This is a genomic window from Moraxella sp. 179-F 1C4 NHS (assembly GCF_045370505.1).
GTDB lineage: Bacteria > Pseudomonadota > Gammaproteobacteria > Pseudomonadales > Moraxellaceae > Faucicola > Faucicola tetraodonis.
This window is the reverse complement of the sequence record NZ_JBIQEC010000017.1, coordinates 19,589-37,678: the sequence shown is the minus strand read 5'-3', so window position 1 is coordinate 37,678 and position 18,090 is coordinate 19,589. Positions and strand designations below refer to the sequence as shown.

Sequence of the window (18,090 nt, the reverse complement as noted above, 5' to 3'; positions counted from 1 at the left end):
AGTCGCATAAAGCGGTAGCTTATATCTTGCTATGCCCTAATGATCACTATCTACCGTAACGATGAGGTGAAAGATGGATCCGATAATGATGGGTATCGCAGCAGTAGTGATTTTGGTGATTATTGCTGGCGTTTTCTTGATGAAAAAAGGTAAGAGCCAGACAACGGTTGATACTCAGACCCAAGTCAAACGTCCAAAAACCTTGGCTGAGCAGCAGCGCGAACTAGAACTTCAACGTCAATCGCAGATGCCAAGCCCAGCTGCCCCTGACATATTGCAAACGACTTTGCAGACTGCTCAAACCCTCAATACCGCCGAGAGTGCGCAGCATGAGTTACAAGCGGCTGAGCAATTGATTCAAACCCAAGACTATGATGGCGCTATCACAACGTTACGTCGTGCGCTAAAAAATCACCCCTCACATAGCGGGTTGAATTTTACTTTACTTAATAGCTATGCCTTGGCTAAAGATTATCAGCACTTTAATAACTTCTACACAGAGGTATTGGCACTGAACGATGCTGATCTCACTACCCAAGCCAATAACCTAAAAATGCTGGTAGATGAAGAACAATCGATAACTGCACGCAGCACAGCGATGACCCATACCGCTGAAGCGGTTGAATCAGATGGACTTGATTTTGATTTGCCAGGCTTTAAACAAGACAATGATAAGCCAGCCGTCAACATCACCTCACAGGTTACCATGCCGAGCGTCACTGAAGTGGCACAGCCAGCACCCCCGGTTGATAGTGTTAGCAGCAATGCCGATAATGAATTAGATTTTGACTTTGCACTCGATGTGCCTGAAACCAAAATTGCACCTGTCCCGCCTGCAACTAAGCCTACTACCGAGACTACAGCGGCGCAATCACAATCAAATGAGTTTACTTTTGCCGATTTTGATTTTGATCTACCTAGCAAAGAGCCCGCGACCGCTGAGACTGTCGCTGCCCCTGTCCTAGAATCACCTACCGAAATTGTTGCGCCGATAGATGAACCTGTAACCACCACTTCGGCAAGTAACGTCAATAACGAGGCTATTAGCGACAGCGATTTTGATTTTGACTTTAGTTTACCAGAGACGCAATCAACACCTACCGCTACGGCTGCAGAACCAATGATAACGACCCCAACGGCTGCACCGAGCGCTGACAACAATATCGCAGATGATTTTGATTTCGACTTTGATTTGAACGCTGAGCCAGCAGTTGCCCCAACCAATGACGCTACTACAGAAGCCGACTTAAGCTTTGACGCGTCAGATATTAAAGCATCTAGCAATCTAACTTCTGATGCGGTGACTTCTGTACCGGTTGCCAGTGATGAAGCCACAGATATTGCATCGTTTGCTTTGGATGATGAATTACTACGCCAAGCAGAAGCGGCTTCACTAGCCAAGCCTGCTACCCCATCGGTCGCTGAGCCTGTCGTTGACTTGGCAGAAGTCAACGCCCCTAAACCATCTGATTCGCTACTTATCTCAGATGACATGTTTGATTTGTCTTTTGATGACTCAACTACTCAGGCAGCCACTCCAGCAAATACACAAACAACTACGACCCCAACCGCTAGTCCTGAAACAACATCGATTGCAGATAAGGCAAGCCTAAAGACTGCGCCAGTTGTTGAAGATTTATCAGCGATTCTCGATGTCATTAAGGATATCGACACGGATACGTTAAACGTAGATTTGGCAGAACAGTATGTGAATTTAGGGGAATACGACAGTGCCAAACGCTTGCTTGATGAAATCAAAGACAGCAACAACACGGCGTTGGTAGAACGTGCTACAGCGTTAAGACAACGTATTGCTTAATAGTCAAGTAACAGGAATAACAGGGCATAAAGCAACACGGCATAAAAAAGGAGCGTGCATTCACTATCCTTTTTTTGCACTAATCTGTATGCTCCAATAACTGCTATCAAACTTAATACACTATCGCTAGAGGCTTAAGTCCTGCTTTAAAAGCATGGGCTTTATCAACATAATGTAAAGCTGATTGTTGAAGCATCACTTCGCGCTCTTTTGGTAACATTTTGACCACTTTAGCTGGGCTTCCCATCACGATGGAATTATCTGGGATTTGCATATTTTCGGTGACAAGCGCATTGGCACCGATGATGCAGTTTTTGCCGATTTGGGCATTATTGAGCACAATCGCACCGATACCAATCAAGCTATTATCACCAACAGTGCAGCCGTGTAGCATCGCCAAATGCCCAATCGTCACGCCTTCGCCAATGGTGACGGCGATACCTTCATCAGTGTGTATCACACTGTTTTCTTGCACATTACTATTTTTGCCCAAATAAATCGGTGCATTGTCCGCGCGTATCACCGCGCCAAACCACACACTGACGTTATCAGCTAAATGCACATCGCCGATGACTTCAGCCGAGTCTGCGACCCAGCCTGTGAAGGGTGCCTGATAGGTGGGTTTTTTGTCTTGCCATTGGTACAGCATATCAAATCCTTATGAAAAAAAGAGCGTCAACTAAAAAATTGACTCTCTAATTTTAGCAAGTGCGGATAAATTAGCAATGGGTTATTGTAGGCAACGCAGTTAAATCAAAGCCCTGCTTTTAGGCTCGCTTCGATAAATTTATCAAGGTCGCCATCTAGCACCGCTTGGGTATTGGAAGTTTCCACCCCTGTACGCAAATCCTTAATCCGCGAGTCATCGAGCACATACGAGCGAATTTGACTACCCCAACCGATATCCGATTTGGTGTCTTCTAGCGCTTGTTGCTTTTCCATGCGCTGCATCATTTCACGCTCGTACAGTTTGGCGCGTAGCATTTTCATTGCCGTGTCTTTGTTGGCATGTTGGCTACGTTCATTTTGACACGCTACCACAATTCCTGTCGGTTGGTGGGTGATACGTACCGCAGAGTCGGTGGTATTAACGTGCTGACCGCCTGCACCGCTTGAGCGATAAGTATCGATACGTAAATCGGCAGGGTTGATATCAATCTCAATATTATCATCAATCTCAGGCGATACAAACACCGCCGCAAACGACGTGTGGCGACCGTTGTTGCTATCAAACGGTGATTTTCTTACCAAACGATGCACGCCGATTTCGGTACGTAACCAGCCAAACGCATAGTCACCTTTGACATGAATCGATGCGCTTTTAATCCCTGCGACACCACCTGCTGATAGTTCCATGATTTCGGCTTTAAAGCCATGTGATTCACACCAACGTAAATACATCCGCAGCAGCATCTCTGCCCAGTCTTGGGCTTCGGTACCGCCTGAGCCTGACTGGATATCAACATAGCAGTTGTTGCCATCCATCTCACCGCTAAACATACGTTTAAATTCTAAATCTGCGACTTTGGCTTCGGCCTCATCGAGTTCCGCTTGTACGTCTGCCAATAGCGTCGCATCATCGGCTTCCACCGCTAAGTCAATCATGGCTTTGGCGTCTTCTAACTTGTCATCTAAAGCGGTAATCACGCCAATGACATTATCAAGCTGCGATTTTTCTTTACTGATTTTGGTGGCACGCTCTGGGTCGTTCCACAATTCTGGGTTTTCAAGCTCTAAATTGACTTCTTCCAAACGCTCTTGCTTGGCTTCGATGTCAAAGATACCCCCGAAGCTGGTTGCCACGGTCAGTTAAGTCTTTGATATGCTCTAAATACGGGTTGATTTCCATGCGAGGTTACCTTAACGTGTTACTATGAAAAATGCGCTATTATACCTGAATCTGTCACTGGATTCATATTAGCTGTCGCCATTCATCTTAGCTGTTGCCTACTACGCCTGTGTTTTTATCGACCAATCTTCCACTGCCCAATGATGCGCTAAGGCATGCGCGTGTAGGGTATCATCGGGGCAGACCGCAATCGCTACATCCGCCCATTCTAATAACGGCAAATCATTTTTTGAATCCGAATAGGCGTAGGTTTTGGTATAAGTAATACCTCGCGCATTTTTTTGGGCAATCCAATTTTTTAAATGAATGATTTTGCCTTCTTTAAAGTTTGGCTGTCCTGCGACTTTACCTGTGTACCCCTGCTCGGTGACTTCTAGTTCAGTGGCTAAAATATTATCTTCCTCTACCAAAAATAATTTGTTAGCAATCGCTTTGACCACAAAGGCATTGGTGGCGGAAATCACTACTACATCGTGCCCTGCTTGTAAATGCGATTGGATAGCGTTAACCGCTTTTGGACGCACTTTTGGTGCGATTTCATCTTGCAAATATTGCTCACGCCATTCGTGTAATTGGGCTAAGGTATGCTGTTTTAAAAAGCCTGCCACAAACTCATTATAGACGACCGCATCGAGCGTTCCTGCGATATAGTGCTCATAAAACTCCCGATTTTTAGCACGATACAGCGATTCTTCTACCAGATGATGTTTGACCAAAAACTCGCCCCACATATAGTCACTATCGGTATCAATGAGGGTGTTATCGAGGTCAAATAGCGCCAATTCTTTGTGTAGTACGGTTGACATAGGATAGCCTTTAGCATGGTTAGTGAAAAGTTAAATTGCGGGGTTTTGGTCATCGACGGTTAAGGTATCACCAAATCGCCAAGTACGGATAATGCGCAGCTCCAAATAATCTTGCATTTGTTTTGAGAACTTACCAAATGGCGCGGCTTTACGCACCGAATTTTTTGCTGCTTCATCCAAGATGGTAGCGCCTGATGACTGTAACACTTTGATAGATTTGACTTGCCCGTTAGGCTCGATAATCACCATCAGCATGACATCGCCTTTGATGCCTTTGGCGCGGGCTTCTTGGGGATATTGCTGGTTACCAATATGATAGGCTTGTTGGCGAAAATTCTCGATATAGCGCGCGGCTTCACCCGTGGTGGTGGAGTTGCTGCTGATAGTTTTGACCGCAGATTTTTTGGCTAGTAATTGGCGGTTACTGCTGATTTTGGTTTCAAGGGTGGCAATTTGTGCCTGTACTCGCTGTTCTTGCGCGGCTAGATTTTCGCTATCATCTTGTTTTTTATTATTATTTTCTCTGCGGATTTTTTCAAAGCTTAACGTGGTACGTAGATAACTTTCTTGAAACGCTTCTTGGCGCGTTTGGCGTTCTTGACTCACGATATCATCGGTTTCATTGATTGCCTCGTCTTCTAAAGGGCTCATGGTATTGTTTTCAAGCCGTAGCTTTTCGTTGGACTCACCGCCACCTTGCTGGCCTGCATTGGCGATAAAATCGGCTTTTTCATTCTTTTGCAGATTTTCGGTCAACACCGTGGTGACTTCTTGCACCGCTGCGGTTGGTGAGCTTTTATCTTCAAATTGGATACCAAAAATAACAGCCGCATGAATTGCCACCGCCATAATGGTAGCAAATAGCATGGCGCTGTCTTTGCAAGCCGTAGTATGTGGCATTAACTTTTGAAAAACATAACTGTGGCTGTCTTTGCTATACAACAAAATATAACCCTTTGAACGATGACGACGCTATCTCCACAACCTTGCTAAAAAAATACAAATCACTCATGTATTATAACGCGCAGATATTATAGATTAAATCAAACCTTGGCTGAAGCTAAATTCATACGCCATTAGCAATGAGTGGTTAGTAATCAATAAGTAGCAATCAATGTTTACCAATTACTGGTACAAGATTTTTTGTAGACGGGTCAGCGACTTTATGATTAATGACTTTATGATTAGCAACTTTACAATGCCCAAAAACTGACTACAATAATAGCTTTCAATACAAATATAAAAAATGAGAAACGATCGTGATAACGAGCAAAACGCAACTGGATGAATTTTTTGCCACCCATTCTGAAGAAATCGCACGTGAACTGATGCAAAAATCGCAAACGTGGTATGAGAAAATCGAAGATTTTGCCGGTCAAGAGTTTATCGTGCCCGCCACCGAAAAACAGCTAAACGAGGCCATTCAAAAATTTGTGGTTGAAAAAGTCAAAGCGATATTGAGTATGCATCTGGAGATTCATGAAGGCTGGCTTCGACTGTATGCAACGATTAACTATAAAGGCATTTTCGCTGACCTTGCTGTCAATTTAGGTGTGGTACATGCCCAATTTGACCGTTATCGCCAGCGCTTGGTATTTCAGCAATTGACTGACACCGATGTCATTGCCTTGTATTCAGATTCCTATGTGAAATCAAAAGCGATTCATGCGGCGCTTTGGTTTTTTAAACGGGTGTTAAAGAAAGACCCGCTCGGCATGATTTTGGAGAAAATCAATTTGGTGCACCAAAAAGATGATATCTTGTATCTCGATATTGGTCGCTGGCTGAAGAAAAACGAAAAAATCATGGCAACGCTGCGCAAGGTGCAGGTAAATCACGGTTATCTTGCTGAACAGCAACTACTGCTGAGAGCCAATGCCAACGTCGGTGAAATTCTCAACATAGGTAGTAATGACCAATTGATTACTGAAGCGGATAATCCTGCAATAACAGCAAACGCAACTAAAGCGGCTTAGAATTTTTCATGGGTATCAAACCTCATCCTTTACCGCTTTTGCTCTACTGATTTTTTACCGATTGTGCTTTGCCAATTAACGAGGTGCTTACCAATAGTTTTCAACGGCGATATTGCCTTCGCCGCGGCGATTCATGGTCAATCCAAGCGATTTTAAGGCTTCTTTGGTATCTTCGACCATTTGTGGATTACCACACAACATCACATGACTGCGCTCTTTATCCAGTTTTTGCCCTACCAACTGGGTTAACTTGCCCGACAATATCAGATTGGGAACCCGAGCTTTTTCCCCCGTATAATCCGCTTCTCGCGTGACAATGGGCAAAAATACAAACGCTGCCCCATTGTCGCCATAGATTGACTTAATCGAGCCAATTTCCGCTTGATAAGCAAGCTCTTGCGAGGTGCGTGCGCTGTACACCAAAATAATGCGCTGATATTGCTGCCATACCTCGATGGTCTTTAAAATCGATAAAAATGGGGCTAAACCCGTGCCTGTTGCCAGCAACCATAAATCATTGGGTAGGGGTAACTGGTAGCGGGCTAAGGTCAAGTAGCCAAATGGCGTGGTATTAAGCAATAAACTATCGCCCACTTGGATATGATTAACCTTACTGGTGAATTCCCCGTGAGGAATGACCACCGAGAAAAATTCAATAAATTCATCATAGGGCGAAGATGCGACGGAATACGCGCGAAACACATAGCCATCAAGGTCAATGGGCTTATCTTGCGTCTCAGAAGTTATTAATTTGGTCTCATGGTTTTGTGCAAAATATTGTAAATCTTTGCCATGGATACCGAGCCTAACAAATTGCCCTGCGGTAAATTTAAAGCCATCGGGGCGCGTGACTTTAAAACTTAGCAAGGTGGGCGCCCAACGGGTCACTTCAATCACTTTAACGCGAATACTTTTATCATCTGACATATTATCTTGACCATTTTTTTGCATCATTATAAACAAAAAAGCGTACCTTAATGAACTAAGATACGCTTTTTTATGTCGCAGTACTAAAATTGGATTAATATATGCGAACTAGCGTGATAATTTTTGATAATGTTTCGGGGAAAATACCGAAGTACAATACCGCTAACGTCACCAACAACACCATGATGCCGCCTGCTTGAATACCCCAATGATTGACCGCATCGTGCGGCTGTACTTCTTGGGGACGTCTAAACAAGGTGACCATAAGATTTAGATAGTAATACAAGCTAATTGCACTACCCACGATAATCATGGCAGTGAGCCACCAACTTTGCGCTGAAACCGTAGCAAAAATCGCAAAGAATTTGCTGATAAACCCGGCGGTCAATGGAATACCTGCCAATGATAATAGCATCACAGTCAATACGGCAGTTAGCACAGGACGTTGCCAAAAAATCCCTTGGAAGTTTTCAACTAACTCTGCTTCACCTTGACGTTTGTACGGGCTTGACATGATAGTCACGACACCGAACGCACCAATGGTGGTAAACGCATACACTGCCATGTAAAGGCTGACAAAACCTGCTGATTCAACTTTCACTGCGCTGATAATCGCTAACACATAGCCGATGTGCGCAATAGATGAATAGGCTAACAGACGTTTTATATTGTGCTGACGAAGCGCCAGTACGTTACCGATAATCATCGATAAACTGGCAATCGCCACAATCAAGGTATTGATTGCTGGCAAGGCTAAGGTCGCCGTAGACAATAAGAAACGTAATCCTAGCGCCATCATAGCTACTTTGGAAACACTGCCTAAGAAAGTCGCCACAGGCGCAGGCGCACCTTGGTAAACATCTGGCGTCCAAGTATGGAATGGTACTGCTGAGAGTTTAAAGGCAATACCAAATAACATTAATGCAGTCCCCACCACCAAAATCGGCATAATCATACCATTTTGAAACATGGGTACGATTGCCATACCAATTTGACGGAAGGATAAAGTACCTGTGTTTGAGTAGATTAATGCCATACCCATCAACATGGTAGCAGAGGCTGTCGCCGATAAAATGAGGTATTTAAAACCCGCTTCTAACGATTTACCACGCGCATAAGTATAAGCCAACATACCATATAGCGGTACCGACAATAACTCTAAGCTGACAAAGAAAGAAGCTAAGTTATCAGCGCATACCATAAACAGCGCGCCCAATGTTGAGATAAGCAGTAGCAAATACAACTCTTCTTTATTATCGCGATAGCCTCCAATGTAACCATACGCCAAGGTAAAGCACGCAAGCGAGCTGATTAAAATAATCACCATATTGAACTGGGCAAAGCTATCCACTACAAATAAGGGAGCAATCAAGCCTTGCGATGGCGTAAATAATTCATACAGACCATGCAACATGCTATCAGGATTGCCACCCAATAATTGTATAAGGACAACAAACAAGGCGGCATTAAGGCCAATCACACTGATGGTACCTGCCACAAAATTTGAACGCTTCATGGCGATGGCAATCATCACCACCACCGTGGTGATTGAAATTAAAATCATTGGAAACAATGGCATGAGCACATTGCTAGCAAATGGAATAATAGGATTCATCTATTTTACCTCCATATGAGCAAATGGCTCTTGAGCAGTAGGTGCAACTTGCTGGACATGATATGCCTGACTAATCCAGTGCATACTATGGTCAGAGGTATCTAAGAATGATTGGGGATATAGACCTAACCATAATAAACCAAACCCAAGCACCAACAAGATTGCCGCTTCACGCGCATTGATATCACGCATCGGTGACATTTTCTCAATCGTCGCTGTTGGCGTACCAAATAATGCTTTATAAATCATAATTAATGCGTATAAACCGGCAACGACTAAGCTAAAGGTAGCAAACACCACTGCCACAGGATGCGAGGCGAAAGAACCTAACAGAATTAAGAACTCACCAATAAAGTTACCGGTACCTGGAATACCTAATAATGCCGCGGCAAAGAACATAAGTAACGGTGGGTAATAACGCATTTGACCCCACATACCACCCATTTGGCTCAAATCACGGGTATGTAGACGCTCATAAAGCTGACCACTCATGATAAATAATGCCGCTGAGCTAAGACCATGTGCCAACATTTGAATCATCAAGCCTTGGAAACTAATTAACGTACCGGCATACAACGCAAGTACCACAAAACCCATGTGTGAAATACTGGTATAAGCCAGTAACCGCTTGATATCTTGCTGCATAAACGCAAGCCAAGCCCCGTAGAAAATACCAATACCCCCCAAAGTAATCGCAATCGGTGCAAACTGAGCACTGGCTTCTGGGAATAGTGGTAGGACAAACCGCAATAAACCATACGCCGCAGTTTTAATCAAAATACCAGCCAAATCCACCGAGCCTGCAGTCGGTGCTTGTGCGTGCGCATCGGGTAACCAGCCATGCAGTGGGAAAATTGGTAATTTAACCGCAAAGCCAATAAAGAACATCAGCATGATTGGATATTGCCATTTGCCAAGATCTGTACCTAGCAAGTCCATATAGTTAAAAGTTATTTGACCTGTGGTTGATGCATGAATCATCACCAAAATCAAAATACCAATCAACATAATCAGACCCGATGCTTGGGTATAAATAAAGAATTTGGTTGCGGCATATTCTTTGGTTTTACCGCCAATCGCATTGTGTCCCCAGATTGCAATCAAGAAATAAATAGGAACTAACATCATCTCCCAAAAGAAGAAGAACAAGAACATATCGATTGCTAGGAAAACACCAATAACACCGCCCAAGCTCCAAAGTAGATTAAGATGGAAGAAGCCCACACGGCGAGTAATCTCCCCCCATGAACACGCCACCGCCATCATACCTAAGAAGGCTGTTAGGCTCACCATCAACAGCGATAACCCATCAATGGCTAGATGGAAACTGACCCCCAATGAGGGCATCCAAGGTAATTGAAACTCTGCCAACCAAGTCGGTTTAGCAGTCACCTCAGCAATGGTTTGTGCTGAACCAATAAAGTTACCGTTTTGCCAAATAGCTACCGTAATCAAAAACGTTAATAGCATGCCAAGGAACGCAATCCAACGAGGTAAACGTTCATCAACTTTTTCAACCAACCAGCACAGAAAACCTGCAATGATTGGAATAAATATCAAGGCGGGTAATAAGAGATTATTTTGCATAACTGTTACTTCCCTATCATCATCATTACCAACACCAACAATACTGCCATGCCAAGACCGAAGCTAGCAGCATACCCACGAATCGAGCCAGATTGGAACCATGTCGCCACTCGGTTACCTGCCAGCGATAGGGCTGGTAAAATATTCCAAGTACGGTCAATCGGGTCAATTTTAATTAATTTACCAATCAATAAGAATGGTTTAACAAATACAATGTCATACAAAGCATCAAAACCTAAACCATGATAGCACCAATAGTTAAGCGCACGGCCCAAACCTGTTTGGTTAAACTTACTCACAATGCGACCTTTATCTAGGGCAAACAAGAAAGCACCCACAATCAAACCCGCCAACATCGCAGCCATCACAATCATTTCTGCCGTGTGCTTACCATGTTCTACCTCAGGATGAATCACGCTAAAACTCTGTGGCAATACGCCTGCTAATGGTGGATGAATCATCGCCCCCACCGCAGTTGATAACACTAGCAACACCGCAAGCGGCAGCCAGTATGTCCAACCTTTAAGATCGTGAATAGGCGTTTTTTCTTCACCAAAGAACACAATCCAAATCATACGAAACGTATAAATCGAGGTTAAAAACGCACCTACCACTGCCATCCAAAATAAATTCATATGACCTGATGCAAAGGCTTCCCAAATAATTTCATCTTTTGAGTAATAACCCACTGTAATCCAAGGAATCGCAGCAAGTGCCCCACCCCCAATCGCAAACACCGCAAATAGGAATTTATTTTTATAAAACAACCCACCCATTTTAAAGATGTTTTGCTCATGATGGTAAGCCAAGATAACAGCACCTGACCCTAGGAATAATAAAGCTTTAAAGAACGCATGGGTCATCAAGTGGAAAATCGCAACTTGCCAAGCGCCTACACCTAATGCCAAGAACATATAACCGATTTGACTCATGGTGGAATAAGCTAAGATACGTTTGATATCGGTCTGTGCCAGCGCACAGAAACCAGCAACCAACAATGTTGTTGCCCCAACGATACCCACCCAACTTGCCAATACATCAGGGGTCAATAAGAACACAGGATGTAAACGGGCAATTAAATACACACCTGCGGTAACCATCGTTGCCGCATGAATCAAGGCTGAAACAGGCGTAGGACCTGCCATCGCATCGGCAAGCCAAGAATGCAGCGGAATCTGTGCAGATTTACCCATCGCACCCAGCACTAGCATCACAGCCGCAACTTTGATGGTAGGATAGCTATGACCAAAAATCGTCACCGTTGACCCTGCCGATGTTAGCATTTGCGATACATTGGCATTGATATCTGAGATATTTAACGTACCCAATTCACGGAACAATAAAAATAAGCCAAACGCTAAAAACACATCACCCACACGGGTTACGGTAAAGGCTTTCATCGCAGCACGGCCATTGGCGCGCTCGTGATAATAAAAACCAATCAATAAGTAAGAACAGATACCAACGCCTTCCCAACCTAAGTACAACAGCACTAAATTGTCAGCAAGCACAAGTAACAACATACTTGCGACAAACAGGTTCATATAGCTAAAAAATCTTGCGTAGCCTGTTTCACCGCGCATATACCATGACGCAAAAATATGAATTAGAAAACCGACACCGGTAATGACGCCCATCATGGTCACGCCCAAACCATCCAACATGAGACCAAATTTTGGGGCAAAACTACCGACTTGCATCCACGTCCACAACGGCTGATTAATGACAGCGCCTTGTGGATGGTTCATTAAAAAATCACTGCCTGCCATCAAGGCACACAAAGCAGCCAAACCCATACTGCCGACACCGACCACTGCGGCTGCGTTTTCGCTTAAGCGGTCACGCATGGTCGCTAAAATCAGAAATCCAATCAGCGGCAGCATAAAGGTTAAAGGTAACATACTCATTTTGATTTCACCCTTTCATCTCATTTGCCGTATCGACATCTAAATGACCACGCTTATGATAAAACTGTAAAAGAATAGCCAACCCAATTGCGACTTCAGCGGCTGCCAAAGTTAGCACCAAAATAAACATAATTTGTCCGTCAGGACTGACCCAGCGACTACCTGCCACCACAAATGCTAAGGCAGCAGCATTCATCATAATCTCAAGACTCATCAACATAAACAAAAAATTACGTCGTACCATCACACCACAAAAACCAATGGCAAACAAAATCGCTGACAAGATTAGACCGTGCTCTAATGGCACATGCTCTAATGGAAAGTGTCCCATTATGCCTTCTCCTCCTGAACTTCGCGTAACACAGCCGGTTGGCTGGGCTCTTTATCAATAAAATTCGTTAAGGCTGGTTGTACGGTATTACCAAGCTCACTGTTATGACTTTCGTTTTCATCATCCAAGGCAGATTTTGCCAAATGATAAGCCGCTACCAAACCCGCCAGTAATAAAAATCCTGCAATTTCGACCAATAATAAATATTCGGTAAATAATTTGGCACCGATCATTTTTGCCGTAACTGGCTCCACCCCGATAAACGCTGGCATAACTCCTTCAAACCCATGTTTCATGCCAATCAAACTAAACAAGGTCAAACCCACAATAAATGCAAGTCCTGTAGGCACTGCCCAAGCTGAGGATGATAACCAGCTTTCTTCTTCTAAGGTGCTTTGGGTGCCTAAGTTCAGCATCATCACCACAAAGACAAACAGGACCATAATCGCCCCGGCATAAACGATGATTTCAAGCGCACCGGCAAATGGCGCACCTAAAGCAAAGAAAATACCTGATAACGCCAGCAGCGTGACAATCATGTTTAATAATGCATGCACAGGATTGGTACGAGTAATCACGCGCAAACTAGCCAAAATAGCGACAATCGCTAATAAATAAAACCCTATCGTTGCTCCGGTTATCATGGCAATAAACTCCGTAAATCAATCGGTGCAGACTCATTTTGGTGTGCCCCTTTAGGTTTATCTTTGGTCGCCATCCCAGTCACACGGTAATAATTATAGTCAGGAAATTTACCCGGACCTGAAATTAACAAATGCTCTTTTTCATACACCAAGTTTTGACGGTTGTATTCACCTAGCTCAAAATCTGGCGTCATCTGAATAGCCGTTGTCGGGCACGCTTCTTCACACATACCACAAAAGATACAACGCGAAAAATTAATACGGAAAAACTCTGGATACCAGCGTCCGTCTTCACGTTCCGCTTTTTGCAGTGAAATACAACCCACCGGACAAGCGACAGCACATAAGTTACAGGCCACGCAGCGCTCATCCCCATCTGGGTCACGTGTCAGTACAATACGCCCCCGAAAACGCGGCGGTACAGGGACAGGTTGTTCTGGGTATAAAATCGTATCACGTTTACGGGTCGCATGACTTGCGACCATGATTAGGGTGCGCAGAATTGAGCCAAAACCCGTAATCGTGTTTTTTACCATAGTCAAATACATACGTTAATCTCCACCTTACCCTACACCATGGGTGCGCCATAATACATAGGCCGCCGTCGCGAGTAAATTAATCAAGGTAATGGGCAGACAAATTTTCCAGCCAAAGTTCATTACTTGGTCATAACGTGGACGCATCAACGCCCCACGCGCCAATACAAACATGGTCATGAAAAATAGCGTTTTTAACATGAACCAAATAATCGGCGGGATAAAACTCAGTCCATCAAATAATGGCAACCAACCACCAAAGAATAAAATAGTAATCAGCGATGATACCAACACGATATTCACATACTCACCGACAAAGAACATACCAAATTTCATACCTGAGTATTCAACATGGTAACCTTCTGCCAATTCTTGCTCTGCTTCTGGCTGGTCAAATGGGAAACGGTGGGTGACTGCCACACCTGCGACCATAAAGGTTAAAAACCCTAAAATTTGACCAAATACATTCCAGTGCCAAAAACCACCGGCTTGTGAGTATACGATATCGCGTAAGTTAAATGACCCTGCCAATGCCACCACACCCATTAGCGATAATCCTAGAAAGACTTCATAACTAATGGTTTGGGCAGCAGAGCGTAGACCACCGAGCAAGGCATATTTATTGGCTGATGCCCAGCCACCAAACATCACGGCATAAACTGCCAACCCTGCCATCGCAAAAAAGAACAAAATACCGATACTCCAGTCTGCGCCACCGAGTGATGGCGTAACTGGTACAATGATATAAGCGGCTAAAGCGGTAAACAATGAAATCGCAGGCGCCAAGACAAAGATAAATTTATCGGCAAATTTGGGGGTCCAGTCTTCTTTAAAGAAGATTTTGAGCATATCCGCGGCAACTTGTAGTGAACCTTGCCAACCTACACGGTTTGGACCATAACGATCTTGCCACAGTGCCAACATGCGACGTTCATAAGGAATCATCAACGCAGCAAAAATTACCACCGCCAAGAAAATAACAATTGATTGCACTGCCAAAAATACAATTGACCAAGCTTCAGGGGACATTACCCCAGCCAGCCATGCAGGTAAATCGGGCATCTGTCTAACAGAATAATCCATTATACCCCCTCCCCTGGAGTTACTTGAGCTATCACGCCACCATTATTAGCTGGTGATACCGCTTGGGTGACAATGTTGGTAGTTGCTGATTTTACGATACTGATGTCCGTATAGGGCTGCGCTAGCAAGGCTTCTAATTCACCCGCCTGACCCACAGGATAGCCCACACAGCTTTCGGCTAAGTAATCGACAAGCTGCACAGGTAAGGTGGTCGCTACACCCTTCACTGTGACCGTTAACATATCACCTGATTGCAGCTGCCATTTATCCGCATCATCCGTTGATACACTAAAGGCAGCTGGCAGCAATTGTGAGGCAACCACGTCACTACGGGCAGTGAGTTCATCACTAGCAAAAATATTATATACCGGCACTAGCTGGGTAGAACCTTGTTGGCTAGCTGCCGCAGGCGCAATATACTCACGTTTTGGCAATGGTGTTAACGCATCAAAAATACGCACCCCTGGATCGCCATGTTTTAGATGACCACCCACTTTATCTTGGTATTTATTCCAAGCTTGCGGTGAGTTCCAACCTGCTGACCAAGCAAATGGGATCATTGATGAATCCGTTTGGGTGCCCACATAACCTTCTTGTGAGAAGGTTAGGCCCGTATCGATATCTTTCGGCTGCTCTGGCTCATGCACAGAAATCGGTGCACGCATCGCTGTACGACCGGAATAACGGCGTGGCTCACGCGCGACTTTTAGACCAGTAATACGGTAATCGGCTGATGGCGCTGCTTGTCTGATTGCGGCTAATTGTGGATTGGTGTCTGCGACCGCAGTAATCACATCATCAAGCTGCGTCCAGTCAATCGCACGGCCATTGAGCTCAGACTCTACTGCATGTAACCAACGCCAGCTTTCTTTTACCATGCTTTGTGGGCGATAGTAAACAGGATCATAAACTTGGAAGAAACGCTGTGCACGACCTTCTGCTGAGATTAGTGTACCGTCCGCTTCTGCAAAAGTTGCTACAGGCACCATCACGTCTGCATGGTTATGCCATTGGTAAGCTTCATGATCGAGTACAATCAATGATTTATTGATTAGCAATTGGTTCATTTGCTCAGCGGTTAGGCGGCGGCTGATGTCATTTTCCATGACAATCACCACATCGGCATCATCATCTAATTCATCAATCGCTTTACCACCGAGTAAGTTAACGCCTATGCTATTGGCAGCAGGTACTGACAAGTACAAGCCCGCTTTTTCTTGATAGCCTTTGGTCGGGTTCATACGGCTTGGGCGTTTAACCTGCTTAGCTTGTTCAGCAAATGCCGCTTCATCCATCTCTTGTTTGAGCTTGGCTTGTTCTGCATCGATTTTGGCAATCTCTGCATCCACTTGGACGTTGTGGGCGTCAACCACGCCTTTTTCATAGATGACCACTTCACCGCGTTTTTGCTCAGCGATATTGGCAATTTGTGCCGCCGCTTCTATGATGGCGGTGTGGTACAGTGACGAGCCTGAGATGATAAGGGGCTTGGTTGCTTTAAGCAGCGTCTGCGCGATATGTTTAGCAAATGCTTGCATATCAGCATTATCGTCTTCATCGATGACCAAATCTTTTGGTAATTGTGAGGTAGCTAACGTTTTCATTTGCTCAGCGATGCTAAAGCCTAATTCAGCGATATCGCTTGGGGTGGCTACGCAGCTTACTTTGGCGATATCATCAAGGCGTGTATCTTTGACATCCACAATAAAGATTGGGCTGTAGTCTTTTTGACCGATACGAGCCACAGGCTCTGCCAAGAAATCTGGTGTTTTTAGCGCATCTGCCATTTGTTTGGCGCGATTTTTTGCCGCTTGGCGTACTGCCAGTGCAATACGTGGACTGGTTTGGGTAATATCTTCACCTAAAATCAATACCGCATCATAATCCTCAATCTCACGCATACTTGGATTATGGATATTTTCTGTGGTCAATACATCGATACATTTTTGTACCACAGTTTTTTCTTGATTGGTAATACCAATGCTAAAATTTTCGGCACCGACTAAGCGTTTTAGGGCATAGTTTGATTCAAGGCTGGCAACGGGTGAACCAATACCGATGGCTTTTTTACCTTGCAACCGGTTTTTGATGGCATCGATAGTATGGTCAATGCTCAAATTGGTTTGTTTACCGCTTAGTGTTTCAATCGCTTGAATTGGGCGGTCTTGGCGGTTGACATAGCCATAGCCGAAACGACCACGGTCACACAGGAAGTAAGCGTTGACTTCACCGTTAAAACGGTTTTCGATACGGCGCAATTCACCATAGCGCTCACCCGCTGAGATATTACAACCTGCCGAACAGCCATGACAAATGCTTGGGGCATATTGCATGTCCCATTTGCGATTGTAGCGCTCTGAGTGAGTTTTGTCGGTAAATACCCCAGTTGGACAAACTTCGGTAAGGTTACCTGAGAATTCACTTTCAAACTGACCGTCTTTATCCCGACCAAAGTACACACGACTTGCTGATGCGTAAACGCCCAAATCTTCACCACCCGCATAGTCTTTGTAATAACGCACGCAGCGATAACACGCGATACAGCGGTTCATCTCATGATTGATAAATGGACCCAAGTCTTGGTTTTGGTGGGTACGTTTAGTAAAGCGGTATTTACGATGATTGTGACCTGACATGTAGGTCATATCTTGCAAGTGACAATGACCGCCCTCTTCACAGGTTGGACAGTCATGGGGGTGGTTAGTCATTAAGAACTCAACCAAGCTTTTACGGAAGTTTTTCACTTCTGCATCCGTCACTGAGATCCACATGTCTGGGGTCGGGTTGACCATACAGGACATGACCAAACGACCACGACCCGCTTCATAATCTTCTTTGTTATTATATTGCTTGACGGCACACTGGCGGCAAGAACCCACCGAGCCCAATGCAGGGTGATAACAAAAATAAGGGATATCGATGCCAAGCGATAAACAAGCTTGTAGCAAGTTATCGGCACCATCAACTTCGACGTCTTGACCGTCTATATGAATAATTGCCATGCTAATTC

The 18,090-nt window shown here is 44.5% G+C and carries 15 protein-coding genes; 2 read left to right on the top strand and 13 right to left on the bottom strand.

Annotated elements, in window-relative coordinates; all coding sequences use genetic code 11:
* Positions 1-73 precede the first annotated feature (73 nt).
* Positions 74-1,819, top strand: coding sequence for a hypothetical protein (locus tag ACH0AB_RS08665; protein ID WP_406877926.1), 1,746 nt, complete (start codon positions 74-76; stop codon positions 1,817-1,819).
* Between the two features lie 112 nt (positions 1,820-1,931).
* Here the strand turns inward: ACH0AB_RS08665 and ACH0AB_RS08660 are convergent, their stop codons facing one another.
* The 4 genes from ACH0AB_RS08660 to ACH0AB_RS08645 form a co-directional block, all read right to left on the bottom strand.
* Positions 1,932-2,468 (bottom strand): gamma carbonic anhydrase family protein, encoded by a 537-nt coding sequence (locus tag ACH0AB_RS08660; protein ID WP_099807751.1) that lies wholly within the window; start codon positions 2,466-2,468, stop codon positions 1,932-1,934.
* 104 nt (positions 2,469-2,572) lie between these two features.
* Positions 2,573-3,668 (bottom strand): peptide chain release factor 2 gene (gene prfB, locus ACH0AB_RS08655; RefSeq protein ID WP_159374384.1). Its coding sequence is split into 2 segments (ribosomal slippage): positions 2,573-3,595 and positions 3,597-3,668, totalling 1,095 coding nucleotides; the frame shifts between segments, so codons are not numbered across the junction.
* Positions 3,669-3,769: 101 nt separating this feature from the next.
* Complete coding sequence (locus tag ACH0AB_RS08650) at positions 3,770-4,474, bottom strand: HAD family hydrolase (protein WP_138019195.1); 705 nt, start codon at positions 4,472-4,474, stop codon at positions 3,770-3,772.
* 30 nt (positions 4,475-4,504) lie between these two features.
* On the bottom strand, positions 4,505-5,341 hold the full coding sequence (locus ACH0AB_RS08645) for an energy transducer TonB (RefSeq protein ID WP_406877925.1): 837 nt from the start codon (positions 5,339-5,341) through the stop codon (positions 4,505-4,507).
* A 392-nt stretch (positions 5,342-5,733) separates the two neighbouring features.
* Between ACH0AB_RS08645 and ACH0AB_RS08640 the strand changes: the two genes are divergently transcribed.
* Positions 5,734-6,450 (top strand): hypothetical protein, encoded by a 717-nt coding sequence (locus ACH0AB_RS08640; RefSeq protein ID WP_219298900.1) that lies wholly within the window; start codon positions 5,734-5,736, stop codon positions 6,448-6,450.
* Positions 6,451-6,537: 87 nt separating this feature from the next.
* Here the strand turns inward: ACH0AB_RS08640 and ACH0AB_RS08635 are convergent, their stop codons facing one another.
* The 9 genes from ACH0AB_RS08635 to nuoG all read right to left on the bottom strand — a co-directional run bounded on the left by ACH0AB_RS08635 (position 6,538) and on the right by nuoG (position 18,082).
* Positions 6,538-7,377 (bottom strand): ferredoxin--NADP reductase, encoded by an 840-nt coding sequence (locus tag ACH0AB_RS08635; RefSeq protein ID WP_201664515.1) that lies wholly within the window; start codon positions 7,375-7,377, stop codon positions 6,538-6,540.
* A gap of 94 nt (positions 7,378-7,471) precedes the next feature.
* Positions 7,472-8,992 (bottom strand): NADH-quinone oxidoreductase subunit N, encoded by a 1,521-nt coding sequence (locus ACH0AB_RS08630; protein WP_406877924.1) that lies wholly within the window; start codon positions 8,990-8,992, stop codon positions 7,472-7,474.
* On the bottom strand, positions 8,993-10,579 hold the full coding sequence (gene nuoM, locus ACH0AB_RS08625; protein ID WP_007115478.1) for an NADH-quinone oxidoreductase subunit M: 1,587 nt from the start codon (positions 10,577-10,579) through the stop codon (positions 8,993-8,995).
* A 5-nt stretch (positions 10,580-10,584) separates the two neighbouring features.
* Positions 10,585-12,486 (bottom strand): NADH-quinone oxidoreductase subunit L, encoded by a 1,902-nt coding sequence (nuoL, locus tag ACH0AB_RS08620; RefSeq protein ID WP_007115477.1) that lies wholly within the window; start codon positions 12,484-12,486, stop codon positions 10,585-10,587.
* A gap of 7 nt (positions 12,487-12,493) precedes the next feature.
* Positions 12,494-12,817, bottom strand: a complete 324-nt coding sequence (nuoK, locus tag ACH0AB_RS08615; protein WP_007115476.1) for an NADH-quinone oxidoreductase subunit NuoK — start codon at positions 12,815-12,817, stop codon at positions 12,494-12,496.
* Entirely contained in the window at positions 12,817-13,461 is a 645-nt protein-coding gene (gene nuoJ, locus ACH0AB_RS08610) for an NADH-quinone oxidoreductase subunit J (protein ID WP_406877923.1), read from the bottom strand. Before nuoJ ends, nuoK begins: the two co-directional genes overlap by 1 nt.
* On the bottom strand, positions 13,458-14,009 hold the full coding sequence (gene nuoI, locus ACH0AB_RS08605; protein ID WP_007115474.1) for an NADH-quinone oxidoreductase subunit NuoI: 552 nt from the start codon (positions 14,007-14,009) through the stop codon (positions 13,458-13,460). Before nuoI ends, nuoJ begins: the two co-directional genes overlap by 4 nt.
* Positions 14,010-14,024: 15 nt before the next feature.
* Entirely contained in the window at positions 14,025-15,080 is a 1,056-nt protein-coding gene (gene nuoH, locus ACH0AB_RS08600; protein ID WP_007115473.1) for an NADH-quinone oxidoreductase subunit NuoH, read from the bottom strand.
* The gene (gene nuoG, locus ACH0AB_RS08595) at positions 15,080-18,082 is read right to left on the bottom strand and encodes an NADH-quinone oxidoreductase subunit NuoG (protein ID WP_406877922.1); all 3,003 of its coding nucleotides are present in this window, start codon (positions 18,080-18,082) and stop codon (positions 15,080-15,082) included. Before nuoG ends, nuoH begins: the two co-directional genes overlap by 1 nt.
* Positions 18,083-18,090 lie beyond the last annotated feature (8 nt).

Excerpts from the sequence above, each read along its gene's own strand:
- ACH0AB_RS08665 (WP_406877926.1), top strand. The coding sequence starts at position 74 with ATGGATCCGATAATGATGGGTATCGCAGCAGTAGTGATTTTGGTGATT.
- ACH0AB_RS08660 (WP_099807751.1), bottom strand. The coding sequence starts at position 2,468 with ATGCTGTACCAATGGCAAGACAAAAAACCCACCTATCAGGCACCCTTC.
- ACH0AB_RS08650 (WP_138019195.1), bottom strand. The coding sequence starts at position 4,474 with ATGTCAACCGTACTACACAAAGAATTGGCGCTATTTGACCTCGATAAC.
- ACH0AB_RS08645 (WP_406877925.1), bottom strand. The coding sequence starts at position 5,341 with ATGCTATTTGCTACCATTATGGCGGTGGCAATTCATGCGGCTGTTATT.
- ACH0AB_RS08635 (WP_201664515.1), bottom strand. The coding sequence starts at position 7,377 with ATGTCAGATGATAAAAGTATTCGCGTTAAAGTGATTGAAGTGACCCGT.
- ACH0AB_RS08630 (WP_406877924.1), bottom strand. The coding sequence starts at position 8,992 with ATGAATCCTATTATTCCATTTGCTAGCAATGTGCTCATGCCATTGTTT.
- nuoM (WP_007115478.1), bottom strand. The coding sequence starts at position 10,579 with ATGCAAAATAATCTCTTATTACCCGCCTTGATATTTATTCCAATCATT.
- nuoL (WP_007115477.1), bottom strand. The coding sequence starts at position 12,486 with ATGAGTATGTTACCTTTAACCTTTATGCTGCCGCTGATTGGATTTCTG.
- nuoK (WP_007115476.1), bottom strand. The coding sequence starts at position 12,817 with ATGGGACACTTTCCATTAGAGCATGTGCCATTAGAGCACGGTCTAATC.
- nuoJ (WP_406877923.1), bottom strand. The coding sequence starts at position 13,461 with ATGATAACCGGAGCAACGATAGGGTTTTATTTATTAGCGATTGTCGCT.
- nuoI (WP_007115474.1), bottom strand. The coding sequence starts at position 14,009 with ATGTATTTGACTATGGTAAAAAACACGATTACGGGTTTTGGCTCAATT.
- nuoH (WP_007115473.1), bottom strand. The coding sequence starts at position 15,080 with ATGGATTATTCTGTTAGACAGATGCCCGATTTACCTGCATGGCTGGCT.
- nuoG (WP_406877922.1), bottom strand. The coding sequence starts at position 18,082 with ATGGCAATTATTCATATAGACGGTCAAGACGTCGAAGTTGATGGTGCC.